Annotated in this window: 13 protein-coding genes; 4 read left to right on the forward strand and 9 right to left on the reverse strand. The window is 66.7% G+C overall.

Annotation, left to right across the window (positions count from 1 at the left end):
• Positions 1–2: 2 nt before the first annotated feature.
• Positions 3–896, reverse strand: a complete 894-nt coding sequence (locus ACFYLW_RS06250; RefSeq protein WP_312061943.1) for an SDR family oxidoreductase — start codon at positions 894–896, stop codon at positions 3–5.
• Positions 897–1,098: 202 nt separating this feature from the next.
• Between ACFYLW_RS06250 and ACFYLW_RS06255 the strand changes: the two genes are divergently transcribed.
• Positions 1,099–2,118, forward strand: a complete 1,020-nt coding sequence (locus tag ACFYLW_RS06255; protein WP_312061942.1) for a ligase-associated DNA damage response exonuclease — start codon at positions 1,099–1,101, stop codon at positions 2,116–2,118.
• Positions 2,118–3,740, forward strand: coding sequence for a cisplatin damage response ATP-dependent DNA ligase (locus ACFYLW_RS06260; RefSeq protein ID WP_312061941.1), 1,623 nt, complete (start codon positions 2,118–2,120; stop codon positions 3,738–3,740). The genes ACFYLW_RS06255 and ACFYLW_RS06260 overlap by 1 nt, the downstream gene beginning before the upstream one ends.
• A 247-nt stretch (positions 3,741–3,987) precedes the next feature.
• On the opposite strand, the gene ACFYLW_RS06265 is transcribed toward ACFYLW_RS06260, so the two are convergent.
• The 3 genes from ACFYLW_RS06265 to ACFYLW_RS06275 all read right to left on the reverse strand — a co-directional run bounded on the left by ACFYLW_RS06265 (position 3,988) and on the right by ACFYLW_RS06275 (position 5,951).
• Entirely contained in the window at positions 3,988–4,179 is a 192-nt protein-coding gene (locus tag ACFYLW_RS06265) for a DUF3008 family protein (RefSeq protein WP_312061940.1), read from the reverse strand.
• 217 nt (positions 4,180–4,396) lie between these two features.
• The gene (locus ACFYLW_RS06270) at positions 4,397–4,663 is read right to left on the reverse strand and encodes a SemiSWEET family sugar transporter (protein WP_390182925.1); all 267 of its coding nucleotides are present in this window, start codon (positions 4,661–4,663) and stop codon (positions 4,397–4,399) included.
• Between the two features lie 73 nt (positions 4,664–4,736).
• Complete coding sequence (locus ACFYLW_RS06275) at positions 4,737–5,951, reverse strand: FAD-dependent oxidoreductase (protein ID WP_313472006.1); 1,215 nt, start codon at positions 5,949–5,951, stop codon at positions 4,737–4,739.
• Positions 5,952–6,056: 105 nt separating this feature from the next.
• Between ACFYLW_RS06275 and ACFYLW_RS06280 the strand changes: the two genes are divergently transcribed.
• The gene (locus ACFYLW_RS06280; RefSeq protein ID WP_312061937.1) at positions 6,057–8,486 is read left to right on the forward strand and encodes a ligase-associated DNA damage response DEXH box helicase; all 2,430 of its coding nucleotides are present in this window, start codon (positions 6,057–6,059) and stop codon (positions 8,484–8,486) included.
• Complete coding sequence (gene pdeM / locus ACFYLW_RS06285) at positions 8,483–9,202, forward strand: ligase-associated DNA damage response endonuclease PdeM (protein ID WP_312061936.1); 720 nt, start codon at positions 8,483–8,485, stop codon at positions 9,200–9,202. Before ACFYLW_RS06280 ends, pdeM begins: the two co-directional genes overlap by 4 nt.
• Before the next feature lie 43 nt (positions 9,203–9,245).
• Here the strand turns inward: pdeM and ACFYLW_RS06290 are convergent, their stop codons facing one another.
• The 5 genes from ACFYLW_RS06290 to ACFYLW_RS06310 all read right to left on the reverse strand — a co-directional run bounded on the left by ACFYLW_RS06290 (position 9,246) and on the right by ACFYLW_RS06310 (position 15,988).
• The gene (locus ACFYLW_RS06290; RefSeq protein ID WP_312061935.1) at positions 9,246–9,908 is read right to left on the reverse strand and encodes a hemerythrin domain-containing protein; all 663 of its coding nucleotides are present in this window, start codon (positions 9,906–9,908) and stop codon (positions 9,246–9,248) included.
• A 113-nt stretch (positions 9,909–10,021) separates the two neighbouring features.
• Positions 10,022–11,161: a hybrid sensor histidine kinase/response regulator gene (locus ACFYLW_RS06295; protein WP_312061933.1), complete on the reverse strand. Its 1,140-nt coding sequence runs from the start codon at positions 11,159–11,161 to the stop codon at positions 10,022–10,024.
• Positions 11,158–11,733, reverse strand: coding sequence for a chemotaxis protein CheB (locus ACFYLW_RS06300; RefSeq protein ID WP_312061932.1), 576 nt, complete (start codon positions 11,731–11,733; stop codon positions 11,158–11,160). Before ACFYLW_RS06300 ends, ACFYLW_RS06295 begins: the two co-directional genes overlap by 4 nt.
• Positions 11,730–12,566, reverse strand: a complete 837-nt coding sequence (locus tag ACFYLW_RS06305) for a CheR family methyltransferase (protein ID WP_312061930.1) — start codon at positions 12,564–12,566, stop codon at positions 11,730–11,732. The genes ACFYLW_RS06300 and ACFYLW_RS06305 overlap by 4 nt, the downstream gene beginning before the upstream one ends.
• Positions 12,563–15,988, reverse strand: a complete 3,426-nt coding sequence (locus ACFYLW_RS06310) for a response regulator (RefSeq protein WP_312061929.1) — start codon at positions 15,986–15,988, stop codon at positions 12,563–12,565. The genes ACFYLW_RS06305 and ACFYLW_RS06310 overlap by 4 nt, the downstream gene beginning before the upstream one ends.
• Positions 15,989–15,992 lie beyond the last annotated feature (4 nt).

Here is a 15,992-nt window from a genome sequence, read left to right on the forward strand (position 1 = left end):
GGTCAGCCGATCCCGGCCCCGCCGGTCACGCCCCAGACCTCTCCGGTGACGAAGCTGGCTTCCTGGGAGGCCAGCAGGACATAGACCGGAGCGATCTCCACGGGCTGCCCCGGCCGGCCGAAGGCGCTGTGGGCCCCGAACTGCTCAACCTTCTCCTGAGGCTGACCGCCGCTGGGCTGCAGCACCGTCCAGAAGGGTCCCGGCGCGACGGCGTTCACCCGCACGCCCTTCTCGATCATCTGCTTGGCCAGGGCCTTGGTGTAGGCGACGATCCCGGCCTTGGTGGTCGCATAATCCAACAGGATGTCCGACGGCTCATAGGCCTGGATCGAGGCGGTGGTGATGATGGCCGCGCCCGGCGGCAGATGAGGCGCTGCGGCCTGACAAATCCAGTGCAAGGCGTAGAGATTGGTCTTCATCGTGGCGTCGAAATCCGCCGTCGAAACCTCTGATATATCCTCGCGGTACTGCTGGTGGCCGGCGTTGACGACCAGGATGTCCAGGCCGCCGAACGCCTCGACGACGCGGGCCGTCATGGTCCTGTTCCACGCTTCGTCACTGACGTCGCCGGCCAGGGCCAGGGCCTTCACCCCGGCCTTCTCGATCAGGGCGACCACCTCTGCGGCGTCCGCCTCCTCGGACGGCAGGTAGCCGATGGCCACGTCCGCACCTTCTCGGGCAAACGCGATCGCCGTCGCCCGCCCGATGCCGGAATCACCGCCCGTGATCAGGGCCCGGCGCCCTTTCAGACGGCCATGTCCGACATAGCTGTCCTCTCCGTGGTCGGGTCGCGGGATCATCCGGCCCGCCAGGCCGGGTTCAGCCTGGGGCTGACGGGGAAAGGGCGGTCGGGGATACTGGTTGCGCGGATCCTGCATGGCGAGACGATCGGACATGGCTCTTCCTCGTTTTGGCGCCTGTCCCGGCCAGGGGCGGCGCAGGGGACGCCGATCTAATGTCCTCGTCCCTCGCGACGTTCCACCCGGCCGCCGACCCGACCCTCGCAACGCTGGCGAGCCCGCCGCGTTCTCCCTTGCCGCCCCACGGCGCGCTTGCCGCCGCCGGGCGACGGCCTTCACCTGGAGACGCCCGAAGCGCATGCCCTCGCCCAATCAAGGTTTCGCCTCGGTCCTCCAGCCCACCCCCGCCGGCCTGTGGTGCCCGGGAGGCGACTTCTACATTGACCCGCCGCGCCCGGTGGACCGGGCCGTGATCACCCATGGTCATGCGGATCATGCCCGCGCGGGACACGGCGCCGTCCTGGCCACGGTCGAGACCCTGGCCATCATGGGCGAGCGCTATGGCGCGGACTTCGCCGGGCGCACCCAGGCTCTGGCCTATGGCGAGCGGCTCAAGGTCGGCGGCGTTGAGATCTCGCTGGCCCCGGCCGGACATGTTCTGGGCTCGGCCCAGGCGACCGTCCGTCAGGGCGGCCTGACCGTCACCGCCTCGGGCGACTACAAGCGCCGTCGCGATCCCACCTGCGCCGCCTTCGAGCCCGTGCCGAGCGACGTCTTCATCACCGAGGCGACGTTCGGCCTGCCGGTCTTTCGCCACCCTCCCGACACCCAGGAGATCGGAAGGCTGCTGCGCTCGGTCCAGCAGTTCCCGGAGCGGGCCCATCTGGTCGGCGCCTACGCCCTGGGCAAGGCGCAGCGCGTCATCCGTCTGCTGCGCGAGGCGGGCTATGACGAGACCATCTATGTCCACGGCGCCCTGGAAAGGCTGAACCGGCTGTACGAGCATTTCGGCGTCGATCTGGGACCGCTGGCCCCGGCCACGGGATCAAAGGCCGACTTCGCCGGGCGCATCGTCGTCGCTCCGCCCTCCGCCATCGCCGACCGCTGGAGCCGACGTTTCCCCGATCCTGTCACGGCCTTCGCCTCGGGCTGGATGAGCGTCCGGGCGCGGGTACGCCAGCGCGGCGTAGAACTGCCGCTGATCCTCTCCGACCACGCCGACTGGGACGAGCTGACCGCCACCCTGACCGAACTGTCGCCGCAGGAAATCTGGATCACCCACGGCCGTGACGACGCCCTGCGCCGCTGGGCTGAACTGCAGGGGCTGAAGGCCCGCGCCCTGCATCTGGTCGGCTATGAAGACGAGGACGACGACTGATGCGCGCCTTCGCCGCCCTGCTCGACAGGCTGTCCTTCACAGCCTCGCGCAACGCCAAGCTGCGGCTGATCCGCGACCACCTGGCCGACGCCCCCGATCCCGACCGGGGCTGGGCGCTGGCCGCCCTGACGGGCGCCCTCTCCTTCGCCGCCGCCAAGCCGGCTGTAATTCGTCAGGTCGTCGAGGGGCGGGTCGATCCCGAACTCTTCCGCCTGTCCTACGACTATGTCGGCGACCTGGCGGAGACCGTCGCCCTGATCTGGCCGGCCCGTCACGGCGCCAACCGCGAGCCGGAACTGTCCGAGGTGATCGACACCCTGAACGCCGCCAAACGGGTCGAGGTTCAGGCCCTGCTGGAAGCCTGGCTGGACGCCCTTGACGCCGACGGGCGCTGGGCCCTGCTGAAGCTGGTGACCGGGGGCTTGCGCGTCGGCGTCTCGGCGCGACTGGCCTGGCAGGCGGCGGCGGACTTCGGCGGGGTCGAGGTCGCTGACATACAGGAGGTCTGGCACGCCCAGCCCCCGCCCTATGCCGACCTTCTGGCCTGGCTGGACGGCAGGACCGAGCGCCCCTCGGCCATGGCGCACGGTCGCTTTCGTCCGGTCATGCTGGCCCAGCCGATCGACGAAGCCGTCGACCTGCCCAGGCTGGAGCCCGGCGAATACGCCGCCGAATGGAAGTGGGACGGCATCCGCGTTCAGGCGGTCAGCGAAAGGGGCGTCAAACGCCTCTACAGCCGCACCGGCGAAGACGTGTCCGGAGCCTTTCCCGATGTCGTGGCCGCCCTGGCCTACGAGGGGGTCATCGACGGCGAGCTTCTGGTGCTGCGCGAGGGTCGGGTCGCGCCCTTCTGCGACCTGCAGCAAAGGCTGAACCGCAAGACGGCGGACGCCAAGCTGATGATCAGCCACCCGGCGGGCGTGCGCGCCTACGACCTTCTGGCCGCCGACGGGGAAGACCTGCGCGCCCTGCCCTTCGCCGAGCGCCGCAAGCGCCTGGAAGGTTTCGTCGCCCAGATCAGCTCTGACCGCATCGACCTGTCGCCCCTCGTGCCCTTCCGGACCTGGGAAGACCTGGCGGCCCGTCGCGCCGAACCGCCGCCGGGCGATCCGCAGTCGGCGGAGGGGCTGATGCTGAAGCGGCTCGACAGCGTCTATGAAGCCGGCCGCCCCAGAGGGCCCTGGTTCAAGTGGAAGCGCGATCCGCGTCTGATCGATGCCGTCCTGATGTACGCCCAGCGCGGTCACGGCAAGCGCTCCAGCTTCTACTCCGACTACACCTTCGGGGTCTGGACCCAGGACGCCGACGGCGTCCATGTGCTCACCCCCGTCGGCAAGGCCTATTTCGGCTTCACCGACGAAGAGCTGAAACAGCTCGACAGGTTCGTGCGCGAGCACACGGTCGAGCGTTTCGGCCCCGTCCGCTCCGTCACGGCGACGCGCGAGTTCGGGCTGGTGCTCGAGGTCGCCTTCGAGGGCCTGCAAAGGTCCAAACGCCACAAGTCCGGCGTGGCCATGAGATTTCCCCGCATCAGCCGCATCCGCTGGGACAAGCCGGCCAGGGAGGCGGACGAGCTGCATACGCTGGAAGCCATGCTCGGTGCGCCCTCGCCCGCACCCTGACTTCGGCTAGCGGCTGTCCCTGTGTCGGGGATTGGGCTCGCCTGAGCCCGGATCCGTCCGAGTTTCGGTCGATAGCCCGGAGGCTTTGGAACCTCTGGGTTCGGTCGCCGGCCGCGGCGGCTGTCCGGCCCGGTCCGGCGGGCGCAGATTCTCATTTTCGGCCTCGCGACCGGTGCGTTCGGCCGGTTTGTCCGGTTGAGTCATCAGGCGTCTCCTAGGTAGGCGAAGAGGACAAAGGAACCAGGGATCACGCCGACTTGCCCGTGTGCTCCGGCTTGCCCTTGCGTGGGGTTGAAGCCATTTCCGCCAACTCCTTGCGGGTCATGCTTTCCTCCATGGACTTCGAGGCGCCCCGAAGCTTGCTTTTCGGCGCATCGCCCCGTTTTGCGGCCAGGGCGGCCCCAGCCGCCTTCTGCTGGGCTGCGGATTTGGCGGGCATGTCGAAAACTCCCTGATATCGGATCATTGCCGGATCGAGCGAAAGGCCGGTCAGACGCCTTCGTTCAACCCGCCCCCGAAACCCGGGTTCCTCAGGGACTGCGCTGACGCGAGATCGCGGTCGCGCCACGGCCGCCTAACGCCCGAAGAGTCCTGTACCGAACAGAAGGCCGCGAGCCGCCGCGCGACCTCGATCAATCCGGTGCGTTTGGCCGTCCCTAGCCCTTCCGTTCAAAGCGCCATTTCATCAGCAAGACGCCGCTGGCCATGACAAGGGCGCAGCCGTTGGCGAGCGTCACGGGCCATGCCTCGGTCAGGAGACCGTAACACACCCATAGAATGAAGCAGCTCACGGTCAGGGCGTAGGTCTTGAGCGAGACGCTGGAGGCGTCGCGCTCCTTCCAGATCTTGTAGATCTGGGGCGCGAAACTGCTGACGGAGCACAGGGCGGCGGCGACACCCACCACATCGGCCATGGAGATCATAGGTCAGTCCCGAACTCGACCGGTCCGGCCGCAGTGATCTGGCCTAACGCCGCGGACGCCCGCGGGCTCCCTGTCAGGGACGATAGAGGTCCGCGTCCGGGTCAGTCTCGCCCCTCACCCAGGCCGCCACGATCTGGCTGGCGATCACTGAGGAGGTGATGCCGTTGCCCCCAAAGCCCATGACGCTCCAGGCATGGGCCATTCCGGGGACCGGCGCGATATGGGGCAGGCCGGTGGCGCTCTCGCCGAAGGCTCCGGCCCAGGCGTAGTCGACCTCCAGCACGACCTCGGGAAGCAGGTGTTTAAGCTTGGCCAGGATGCGCGCTGTCTTGCGTTTCAGCAGCGCTTGGCTGGCGTGGGCGGTAGGCGAATCCTCATCCTCGCCGCCGACGATCAATCGCCCGTCATTGCTCGTGCGCATGTAGAGGTAGGGGTCTGATCCCTCCCAGACGAGGGTGTCTCGCAGCCAGGCTGGACCGGAGAATCCCGGCTTTGACGCGAGCGCCCAGGTCGAGACCACCCGGCAGTCAGGCGCAGTCACGCCCTTGGGACGTTCGTAACCGCAACAGAAGACCACCGCTGAAGCCCGTACAGCGAAACCGGCGCTGGTCAGCAGGGTCACCCCGTCCGGATCCGACACGGCTTCGATCACATCCACCGGTGAGAAGAGCCTTGCGCCCCGGGCCTGGGCGCGCCTCAGAAGTCCTGCGGTCAGTTGAGCAGGATCGGCGCTGGCCGATCCGCCGCTGAGGATAGCGCCGGTTCGGTCGATCCCGAACCGATCAAGAACCTCCACCGCCGGCAGAAAACGGCTCTCCAACCCGGCGTCGGCCCTCGCTGCGGCCTCGCTTTCGAGGGCTCTGCGGCCATAGGCGTCACCGGCAAGATAGAGGGCGTCGCGATCACGGTAGCCGCAACGGATACCCTCCTGGACGATGATCTGTTTCAGGTCGTCGACCGCGCGCCGCGAGCGCAGATAGGCCCGCTGCGCCTTCGGTCGGCCTATGCGTCGCGCAAGCGCCTCCAGTGGAAGATCGATCTCCCATTGCAGGAGCGCTGTCGAGGCGATGGTCGATCCCGTCAGGGGCGCCCTGCGATCAAGGACGGCCAGCCTGTGGTCGCGCGATAGCTCATGCGCCATAAGGGCGCCGCTGATCCCGGAGCCGACGACGGCGACATCAACCGAAACGGCCTGCTTCAGAGGACGAACCGACGTCCCTGTAAACGGGCTGTCGGCCCAAATAGATCGACCGCTCCTCAGGTCGCGTTTCTGGGTCAGCCTCGCCATTCAACCCCCGACATGCACAGCCTGCGCCTCCGCTTCGGGGAACGCGCGCTCCTGTCGAGGGTTGCTCAAACCATGGCCAAGCCTCACCGGATCACGACGTCTCCCATGGATCCGACACGCCAGCTTCCTGCAACCTTTCGCGACTGGTTCGTGGATCGCGGCTGGACGCTGCGCCCCCATCAGCGGGACATGATCGAGAAAGCGAAAGCCGGCGCCGATGTCCTGCTCGTGGCGCCGACAGGCGGCGGCAAGACCCTCGCCGGCTTCTTGCCCAGCCTGCTACAGCTGGCCGAACGGGGCCCGCGCAAAGGCCGCAAGACCCTTCATACGCTCTACATCTCCCCCCTCAAGGCCCTGGCGGTCGATGTCGAACGGAACCTCCTGACCCCGGTCAGGGAAATGGATCTCCCCATCCTCGTGGAGTCGCGCACGGGCGACACCGGCCAGGCCCGGCGCCAGCGTCAGAGGACATTCCCCCCGGACATTCTGCTGACCACGCCCGAACAGCTGGCCCTGTTCTGCGCCTGGAAGGGCGCGCGCGACTATTTCCAGGATCTGGAATGCGTGATCATCGATGAAATCCACGCCATCCACGGATCCAAACGAGGGGACCTGCTGTCGTTGGGGCTGGCGCGGCTGAGGACTTTTGCGCCTGGCGTCCGCTGCGTCGGTCTGTCGGCGACCGTGGACGATCCGGCTCGCGTCAGACGCTGGCTGTCGGACCGAGGCGACGACATCGTCCTTGGCCAGGCTGGCGCGCCGCCCCGGCTCGAGGTTCTGCTCTCGCAGAACCGGGTCCCCTGGGCCGGTCACACCGCCCGGCACGCCATGGCGGAGGTCTACGAGACCCTAAAGACGGCGCGCACGACCCTGGTCTTCGTCAACACCCGCTGGCAGGCCGAATTCGCCTTCCAGGAGCTATGGCGGCTCAATGACGACAACCTGCCGATCGCTCTGCATCACGGCAGCCTTTCAGCCGAGCAACGCCGCAAGGTCGAGGCGGCGATGTCGCGCCATGAACTGAGAGCGGTGGTCTGCACCTCGACGCTGGATCTGGGCATCGACTGGGGCGCCGTTGATCTGGTCATCCAGCTTGCGGCGCCCAAGGGCGCCTCGCGGCTGGTGCAAAGGATCGGACGCGCCAACCACAGGCTGGACGAGGCCTCCCGCGCTATCCTGGTTCCCGCCAGCCGGTTCGAGATGCTGGAGTGCCAGGCGGCGGCGGAGGCGGTGGCCGAAAACGCCCTCGACGGCGATCCGCCCCGGATCGGAGCGAGAGACGTCCTCGCGCAGCACATCATGGGCTGCGCCTGTTCGGAGCCCTTCGACCTTGCTGACCTCTATGAGGAGGTGCGCCGGGCCGCGCCCTATGCGGGACTTTCCTGGGAGGCCTTCGAGCAGGTCGTCGATTTCGTGTCGACAGGCGGCTATGCGCTCAGAAGCTATGATCGCTTCCGAAGGATCATACGCAATTCCGATGGCCGCTGGCGCGTCCTCAATGAGGAGACTGCGCGACGGCACCGGATGAATGTCGGCGTCATCGTCACGGCGCAGACCCTCAACATCCGGCTTGCGGGCCGACGCGGCGTCGGGCGCAAGATCGGCCAGGCCGAGGAGTGGTATTTCGAACAGCTGACCCCGGGCGACAGCTTCCTCTTCGCCGGGGAGATCTGGCGTTTCGAGGGGGTTCGGGCGACGGACGCGATCGTCACCCGCTCGGACGAGAAACAGCCCAAGGTTCCCAGCTGGGGCGGCTCCAGGTTTGCGCTTTCCACCTTCCTGGCCAAGCGTGTCCGGCGGATGATCAGCGACCAGGCGTCATGGTCCCGGCTGCCGCCCGACGTCTGCGAATGGTTGTTCGCCCAGCAGTCGCATTCCAGCCTGCCCGGTGAGGATGATCTCCTGGTCGAGACCTTCACCCGGGGCAAACGTCACTACATGGTCTGCTATCCGTTCGAGGGCCGGCTGGCCCACGCCACCCTGGCCATGCTGGTGACCCGCCGACTGGACCGGGCCGGGGTCGGGCCGATCGGCTACCTCGCCAACGACTATGCGCTTTGCGTCTGGTCCCTGCGGCCGATGGACAGCCTCGATTTCGACGCCCTGTTCCAGCAGGACATGCTGGGGGACGATCTTGAAGCCTGGCTGGATGAGAGTTTCATGGTGAGACGCGCCTTCAAGGAATGTGCGCTGATCAGCGGCCTGATCGAGCGCCGCATCCCCGGCCATGAGAAGAACGGACGGCAGGTCACCTTCTCCGCCGATCTGATCTACGACACCCTGCGCCGACACGATCCGGACCATCTGCTCCTGTCCTGCGCGCGCGAGGATGCGGCGCGCGGACTTCTCGATCTGGCGCGCCTGGGGGAGTTTCTCACCCGCATCTCGGGCCGGATCAGGGTTGAGCGGCTCCAGCATGTTTCCCCCTTCGCCGTGCCCCTGCTGATGGAGATCGGCAAGGAGCGTGCGCCTGGAACCACCGCCGCAGACATGATGCTGGAGGACGCCGCCCTGATTGACGAGGCCATGTCTTGACCGTCTCAAGCCTGGCGGACGACGGCGCCTTCGCAACGCGCCTGGCCGGAACCGATGTGGTGTTTCGCGTGTCCGGCGCCCTCTGGTTGCCGGCGGAGCGCACCCTGGTGGTCGCCGACCTTCATCTCGAAAAGGGATCCGCCTACGCCGCCCGCGGACAGCTCCTTCCGCCCTACGACACGCGCGAAACCCTGAACCGCCTGGAGCGCGAGGTGGCGACCCTCGCCCCCCGAACCGTCGTCCTGCTTGGCGACACCCTCCACGACCGTGGAGCGCCGACACGTCTCGTCTCGGACGAGCGCACACGCCTCAGGGCCCTGGCGGAAAGGGTCAGGCTGATCTGGGTCGTCGGCAATCACGACCCCGAAGGCGCAGGCGACCTGGGCGGCGAAACAGCGGACCTGTTCGAGGTCGCGGGTCTTTCGCTTCGCCACGAACCCACGCCCGGGCCCGTGGAGGCCGAGGTCGCGGGACACCTACATCCCTGCGCACGCGTAAAGGGCCCCGCAGGCTCGGTTCGCCGCCCCTGCTTTGCTTCGGACGGGAGCCGCCTGATCCTGCCGGCCTTCGGCGCCTATGCCGGCGGGCTCAACCTGCGCGATCCCGCCTTCTCCGGGCTTTTTCGCCTTCCGCCCACAGGCTACCTCCTGGCGCGGCGCGTTGCGGCGGTCTCCTTTGAGAAGATGCGACCCGATCAGAGGTCGCTGCCCGGCTGACCGCCTCCCCGACGTCACGCGGCGACGCCCCCCTAGATTACCGTCAGGCCTTGAGGCGGATCTTCTTCTCTACCTCGGCGGCCGCCTTCTCTTCCTGCTTGCGCCTGTTGAAGACGGTGCGCATGAAGCGGCGATCCGCAAGGCTCAACACCTCTTCAGCGGCGACAAACTGCTCCTGCTCCTCCTCGCGGATGTGATGCAGGTATTCTTCGCGCAGGGCGGCGAAACGGCGGATCCATCCAGGCGACGCCATGTCTCGCGCGGCCAGATCCGCCAGGAGATCATCGATTTCCTTGTGTTCGGCGACGGCGTGGCGGGCGAAGTCCGTCGTGGCCGGGTTCCGCAGCACGCTGGACCAGAGCGCCTGCTCTTCTGCGGCGGCATGCGCCTTCAGTTCATGAACCAGTTCAACAAAGAGGCGCTCGCGATCAGGAGACTTCCCCTTCGTCTCCTCAAGCATGGCCAGGAGCGCGCGATGGCGATCGTGGTCCTCGACCAGCCGACCGAAGATGTCGGGATCCCCCCTGAATTTGGTGGCGGGGGTGCTGCCGATCCGCGCGGCGAGGTCAGGCGCTACAACCCGCGCCTTGGCTACGGCGTCAGCCTTCGCCTGCCGGGGGGCCACAGGCTGCAACCGCTTTTCCGCCCGCGGTTCCTTTCCACCGGCTTTCGCCCGTGGCTCGCTTCCCAAGACCAATTTCCGCATACCCTGCTCCTGACTGGAGCCGCCGCCCCGGAGGTCGACAAGCTCTACATTCGCAGTACGAACCTTTCGGCGATCAGCCGGTTCCCGAGTGTCCGAAAGCCGGCAGAGTCTGCCTAGGCGACAACCGGGAACCAGACCGTGAACCGGCTCCCCGCCCCCGCCCCGGCGCTCTCCAGTTCAACGGCGCCCTCATGCATTTCGACCAGTTGGCGAACCAGGGCGAGGCCTATGCCCAGGCCTTCACGCGACCTGTCATCCGGCCCTTTGGACTGCGTGAAGAGGTCGAAGACCCGGACCTGCATATCCTGAGGCACGCCGACTCCATTATCGGCGACATCAATCCGCACGCGGTCCTCGACCCGGTTGGCCGACACCTCGATCCGCCCCTCCGACGGCGTGTACTTAGCCGCATTGGTCAGCAGGTTGCTCACCACCTGGGACAGGCGGGTGAAGTCGCCGTCGAGCCAGATCGGCGCACCCGGGACGTACACCGTCAGGTCATGGCGCCCGGCATCGATCTTGGGGCGACTGGTGTCCACCGCCGAGTCGATGATGCTCTGCACGGTCACCCGCTCACGCTGAAGCGAGATCTTGCCCTGGTCTATGCGGGCGACGTCCAGCAGATCCTCGATCAGCCGCGCCAAATGGTGGGCCTGGACCTCCATTCGGGTGTGGATCTGAGCGCTCTTTTTCGGATCCTGCTGCCGCTCGAGCAACTGAAGCCCTGCCCGGAAGGCCATGACGGGATTGCGCAGCTCGTGTCCGAGCATGGCGATGAAGTCGTTCTTGCGCCGGTCCGCGGCGCTGAGGGCCGCCGCATAGGCCTTGAGCTCGTCCCGATGCGACAGAATCTCCTGTCTCTGGCGGTAGAGCTCGATGAAGACGTTCGCCTTGCTCTTCAGGATGTCCGTTTCGACCGGCTTCTGGATGAAGTCCACCGCTCCGGCCTCGTAGCCCCTGAAGCGTCGCTGCTGATCGGCGCTGCCGGCGGTGACGAAAATGATCGGAACGTGACGCGCATTGGCGTTGCCGCGCATGAACTCCGCGAGCTGGAACCCGTCCATCCCCGGCATCTGGACATCGACCAGGGCAAGGGCGACGTCATGAACCAGCAGGAGCTCCAGCGCCTCGTCGCCGGACCTGGCCTTGAGACAGACCACGCCGTCGCGCTTCAGCAGGGCCTCCAGGGCCAGGAGGTTCTCCTCGAGATCGTCGACGAGAAGGAGATGGATCGGCTTGTCAGGGCGCGTCATGCTTGGCCTAGACCTTTCAGAACTTCGAGAATGCGCGCGAGCGGCATCACTTGTGCGACCGGACAGGCGCGCAGTGCGGCCTCCGGCATGGGGCGGGCATGGGCGGAGGCCGGGTCTTCGACCAAGGTCAGACCGCCGGCGGCGGCGACCGCCTTCAGCCCCGCCGCCCCGTCTTCGTTGGCCCCCGTCAGAACCAGACCGACCAGACCGGCTCCGTAGGCGTCCGCGGCGCTTTCGAAGAGGACGTCGATGGAAGGCCGGGAGTAGTTGACCAGCTCGTCGGACGAGAGGGCCAGAGCGCCGTCGGCCTCGACCAGGAGGTGATAGTCGGAAGGGGCGAAGTAGACCACGCCTGGCTCCACGGGTTCCTTGTCCTCGGCCTCCTTCACCGTGAGCGCGCATTTGGACGCAAACAGGGGCGCCAGCACATTGCTGCGGTCGGCCGGCACGTGCAGGACCACCAGGATCGGCAGGGCGAAGTCGGCGGGAAGCGACGGCAGGATGGCGAGCAGCGCCTGCACGCCCCCGGCCGAGGCGCCGATCACGACAGCGCGGGCGGGATGGGGGTTCATGGCTCGCGCCTGCGATAGATCTTCTCTTCCGGCACGAAGTCGGCAAAGGCGCCGGCGTGCCGCGAGAAGCGCAAGCTCTCCTTGGAACCGATGCCCAGGAAGCCGTTGCGAGCCAGGGAATCCTTGAATAGGCCGACGGCGCGGTCCTGTAGCGGACGATCAAAGTAGATCATCACATTGCGGCAGGAGATCAGCTGCATCTCGCCGAAGACCGCGTCCGATACCAGGCTATGGTCCGAGAAGACGACATTGGTCCGCAGGGACTTGTCGAAGACCGCTCGCCCGTAGTCGGCGGTGTAGTAGTCCGACAGCGAGGTTCGACCGCCCGACTTCTGGTGGTTTTCGGTGAATTTGCGGATGCGATCCAGAGAATAGACCCCCGCCTCCGCCGCCCGCAGCGCATCGGGATTGATGTCCGTGGCGTAGAACATCGTCCGTTCGAAAAGACCTTCCTCCCGAAACAGGATGGCGAGCGAATAGACCTCTTCGCCGGCGCTGCATCCCGCGATCCACACCTTCAGGGACGGATAGGTCCGCAGGTGCGGCAGCACTTGTTCGCGCAGGGCCCGGAAATAGGCCGGGTCCCGGAACATCTCGCTGACCTGGACCGTCAGGAAACCCAGCAGGCGCGGCAGCATCTCCGGATCATGCAGAACCCGCTCCTGCAGAGCCGTCAGGCTTGGCAGGCCGAAATGGGTGCGCGCCTGGAGCAGGCGGCGCTTGATCGACGCCCGTGCATAGTGACGGAAGTCGTAATGGTAGCGCTGGAACAGGGCCTCCAGCAGCAGCTGGATTTCTATGTCCTCCACCTCATGGGGGGCGACCGGACTCAACGGGGCATCCAGACGCGCACGAGAGAGAGCAGCTTGTCCACGTCCAGAGGCTTGGCCATGTAGTCATTCGCCCCCGCCGCGATGCAGCGCTCCTGATCGTCGGGCATGGCCTTGGCCGTCAGCATCAGAACAGGCAGGTCGCGCCAGCGCGGATCCTTCCGCAGTTCGCGCGTGGCGGTCAGGCCGTCCATGACGGGCATCATGACGTCCATCAGGACCAGATCGATCCCCTGCTCGGCATCTTCAGCAGACCGCTCCAGGCGCTCGATCGCCTCCTTGCCGTTGCGCGCGATCTCGATGCGGGCGCCGCGCGGCTCCAGAACATTGGTCAGGGAGTAGATGTTGCGCACATCGTCCTCGACAATGAGGATCCTTCGCCCTTCCAGCACAGCGTCGCGATGGCGGGCCTTGCGGATCATCTTCTGCTGCTCAGGGGGCAGCTCCGAGACCACCTGGTGAAGGAAGAGGGAAACCTCGTCGAGGAGCCGTTCAGGCGACTTGGCGCCCTTGATGATGATGGAGTTGGAATAGCGACGAAGCTGCTGTTCGTGTTCAGGCGACAGATCGCGGCCGGTGTAGACGATGACCGGCGGATAGCCCTGCCCGCCCTCGCGGCTGAGGGTCTCCAGAAGGGAGAAGCCGGACGCGTCCGGCAGGGTCAGGTCGAGGACCATGCAGTCAAAGGTCTGGCTATTGAGTTGCTCCAGGCACTCCGCGGCCGTGCCGACGCCCACCGTCTCGACATCACCCGATTCCAGCAGCTTGCTGACCGCTTCGCGCTGAACCACGTCGTCCTCGACGATAAGGACGCGCCGCACGGTTCGCGTGAGCTTCTCCTCGAGCGATCGCAGCACCTCGGCGAGCGCCTCGCGCCCCACTGGCTTCACCACATAGCCGACGGCCCCCAGCGAAAGGGCGGTCTGGCTGTGATCGTCTGCGGAGACGACATGGATGGGAATGTGGCGGGTGTCGTCGTCGCGCTTGAGCACGTCGAGCACGGTGAGGCCGGACTGGTCCGGCAGGCCGATGTCCAGCACGACGGCGTTGGGTCGATAGCGCTTGGCGAGCTTGAGAGCCTCCTGGGCCGTGCCCGCCAGAATGCACTGGAATCCCAGCTCCCGTGACAGGTCCCGGACAATGGCGGCGAAACGATCGTCGTCCTCGACGACCAGAAGCAGGCGACGTGTCCCGGCCAGATGATCACGATCATCGTCCAGGGCCCGGGCGAGTGTCGCCGCTTCCGCCGCACGAGGCGCTGGCCCCCGGACCGCCGGGACCGGAGCCTTTGCGCCGGAGGGCGCTTCTCGCGGCGCCACACGCGAGGCGTCATAGGTCCGAGGAAGGATCAGGGTAAAGACGCTGCCTTCGCCGGCCCGGCTTTCCAGACCAATGCGACCGCCGAGCAGACGCGCGAGTTCGCGCGAGATGGACAGGCCCAGGCCGGTCCCGCCGTAGCGGCGGCTGATGGTGCCGTCGGCCTGCTGGAAGGCTTCGAATACGCTGTTCTGCTGCTCCGGGGCGATGCCGATGCCCGTATCCGAGACCGCGAAGGCCACCCCGTCCGGTCCGGCGTCCGTGACCGAAAGCGTCACCTTGCCCTTCTCGGTGAACTTGAAGGCGTTCGACAGAAGGTTCTTCAGAATCTGCTCAAGCCTTTGGCGATCCGTCTCAACCCCGTCGTCGCCCGATCCCAGGTCGATCTCGAAGGCGAGGCCCCGATCTTCGGCCACCGGCTGGAACATCTGGCGGATATCATCGCCGAGGCGCTGCAGGGACACCGCCTCCGGACGCGCCTGGATATGACCGGCCTCGATCTTCGACAGGTCGAGAATGTCATTGATCAGGGTCAGCAGGTCATTGCCAGAAGACTGGATGGTGCGCGCGTATTTGACCTGGTCTTCCGACAGGGTCTCGTCGGGATTGTCGGCCAGGAGCTTCGACAGGATCAGCAGCGAATTGAGCGGGGTGCGCAGCTCATGGGACATGTTGGCGAGGAAGTCGGACTTGTACTGGCTGGCCTGCTCCAGCTCCCGGGCCTTGAGCTCCAGGGCGGCCGATCCACGCTCCAGATCATCGCGCTGGGTTTCCAGCACCTGGGCCTGTTCTTCGAGCTGGCTGTTGGTCTGTTCCAGTTCAGCCTGCTGCTGTTCCAGACGCACCTGGGATTCCTTGAGGGCCCGCCCCTGCTCCTCCAGCTCCTCATTGGAGACCCGTAGCTCTTCGCTCTGGACCTGGAGTTCTTCGGACTGCCGCTGGGTCTCTTCCAGCATGTCCTGCAATCGGGCCCGGTAGCGTGCCGATCTCAATCCCGTGCCGATCAGCGGCGCGGCTTCCTCCAGGAGCGCAAGGAGACGCTCGTCAGGAAGACGAAGGAAACCCAGTTCGAGAACAGCGTTGATCTCGCCGTCAGCGCGGCCCGGGGCGATGACGAGGTGCCGCGGCTTGGAGCGTCCCAGCGCCGAGCCGATCGTCAGATAGTTCTCCGGCACCTCGGGCACCGTCAGGGCGCGCCCTTCGGCGGCGACCTGCCCCAACAGGCCCTCGCGCGGGCCGAAACGCTCCGGGACAGGCGCGTCGGCGGGAACGCCAAGCGCCGCGACACGCCGGAACACGCCGCCCTCGCCCTTGAAGAGGGCGGCGGCCTGAACATCGGCGTAACGCGCCAGATAGGCCAGAATGCTTTCCGCCAGCTGTTCCACGGATTGATCGCCCATCATGGCGTCCGCCAGCCCGACCTGACCCTTGTGAATCCACTCCTGGCGGGCCTTCTGACGGGCGCTGCGCCGGATAAGGGCGTAGACGCCCAAGGTCAGGGCCGCGCCCAGGAGCCCGGACAGGACGCCGCTGACCAGGGCTGTGCGATAGGCGGCGTCCATCTCCTGGAGGCGTGCGAGGCGGAGCTTCTGCTCCTCCTGCCTCATCAGATTCACCTCGCTCCGGATGGCGTCCATCTCCGCCTTGCCGCGATCCGTGCTCATCCTGGACACGGCGGCCTGCAGACCCTCGCTGCGACGCGCCTGGATGGTGGCGTCCAGCTCGGTCATCTTGGCTTCGACATGTCTGCGGACCTGGCTCAGGTGGGCCTGCTGCACCGGGTTGTCACGGGTCAGGCGCGCCACCTCCTCCAGACGGCGTTCCACGGCGGCCGCGGCCATGTCGTAGGGTTGAAGGTAGAGGGGGTTGCCCGTCAGCAGATAGCCGCGCTGGCCTGTCTCGGCGTCCTGGACTGTCGACAGGAGGTCGTCGACGGCGACGATCACCTGATGGGTGTGAATGATCTGCTGATTATTCGCCCTCAGCACCTGGACGTTGAGCCAGGCCACGCCGCTTGTCGCCAGAAAGAAGGCCAGGACCAGGGCCAGTCCTGCTCCGGACCAGGCTTCAGTCTTCGAGCCCGCGGGCGGGCGACGGAACAACATCATCAGC

Source organism: Brevundimonas sp. NPDC007368, from assembly GCF_042869015.1.
In the GTDB taxonomy this organism is placed as follows: Bacteria; Pseudomonadota; Alphaproteobacteria; order Caulobacterales; family Caulobacteraceae; genus Brevundimonas.

Coding starts and splice junctions, on each gene's coding strand:
- ACFYLW_RS06250 (WP_312061943.1), bottom strand. CDS start 896: ATGTCCGATCGTCTCGCCATGCAGGATCCGCGCAACCAGTATCCCCGA.
- ACFYLW_RS06255 (WP_312061942.1), top strand. CDS start 1,099: ATGCCCTCGCCCAATCAAGGTTTCGCCTCGGTCCTCCAGCCCACCCCC.
- ACFYLW_RS06260 (WP_312061941.1), top strand. CDS start 2,118: ATGCGCGCCTTCGCCGCCCTGCTCGACAGGCTGTCCTTCACAGCCTCG.
- ACFYLW_RS06265 (WP_312061940.1), bottom strand. CDS start 4,179: ATGCCCGCCAAATCCGCAGCCCAGCAGAAGGCGGCTGGGGCCGCCCTG.
- ACFYLW_RS06270 (WP_390182925.1), bottom strand. CDS start 4,663: ATGATCTCCATGGCCGATGTGGTGGGTGTCGCCGCCGCCCTGTGCTCC.
- ACFYLW_RS06275 (WP_313472006.1), bottom strand. CDS start 5,951: ATGGCGAGGCTGACCCAGAAACGCGACCTGAGGAGCGGTCGATCTATT.
- ACFYLW_RS06280 (WP_312061937.1), top strand. CDS start 6,057: ATGGATCCGACACGCCAGCTTCCTGCAACCTTTCGCGACTGGTTCGTG.
- ACFYLW_RS06290 (WP_312061935.1), bottom strand. CDS start 9,908: ATGCGGAAATTGGTCTTGGGAAGCGAGCCACGGGCGAAAGCCGGTGGA.
- ACFYLW_RS06295 (WP_312061933.1), bottom strand. CDS start 11,161: ATGACGCGCCCTGACAAGCCGATCCATCTCCTTCTCGTCGACGATCTC.
- ACFYLW_RS06300 (WP_312061932.1), bottom strand. CDS start 11,733: ATGAACCCCCATCCCGCCCGCGCTGTCGTGATCGGCGCCTCGGCCGGG.
- ACFYLW_RS06310 (WP_312061929.1), bottom strand. CDS start 15,988: ATGATGTTGTTCCGTCGCCCGCCCGCGGGCTCGAAGACTGAAGCCTGG.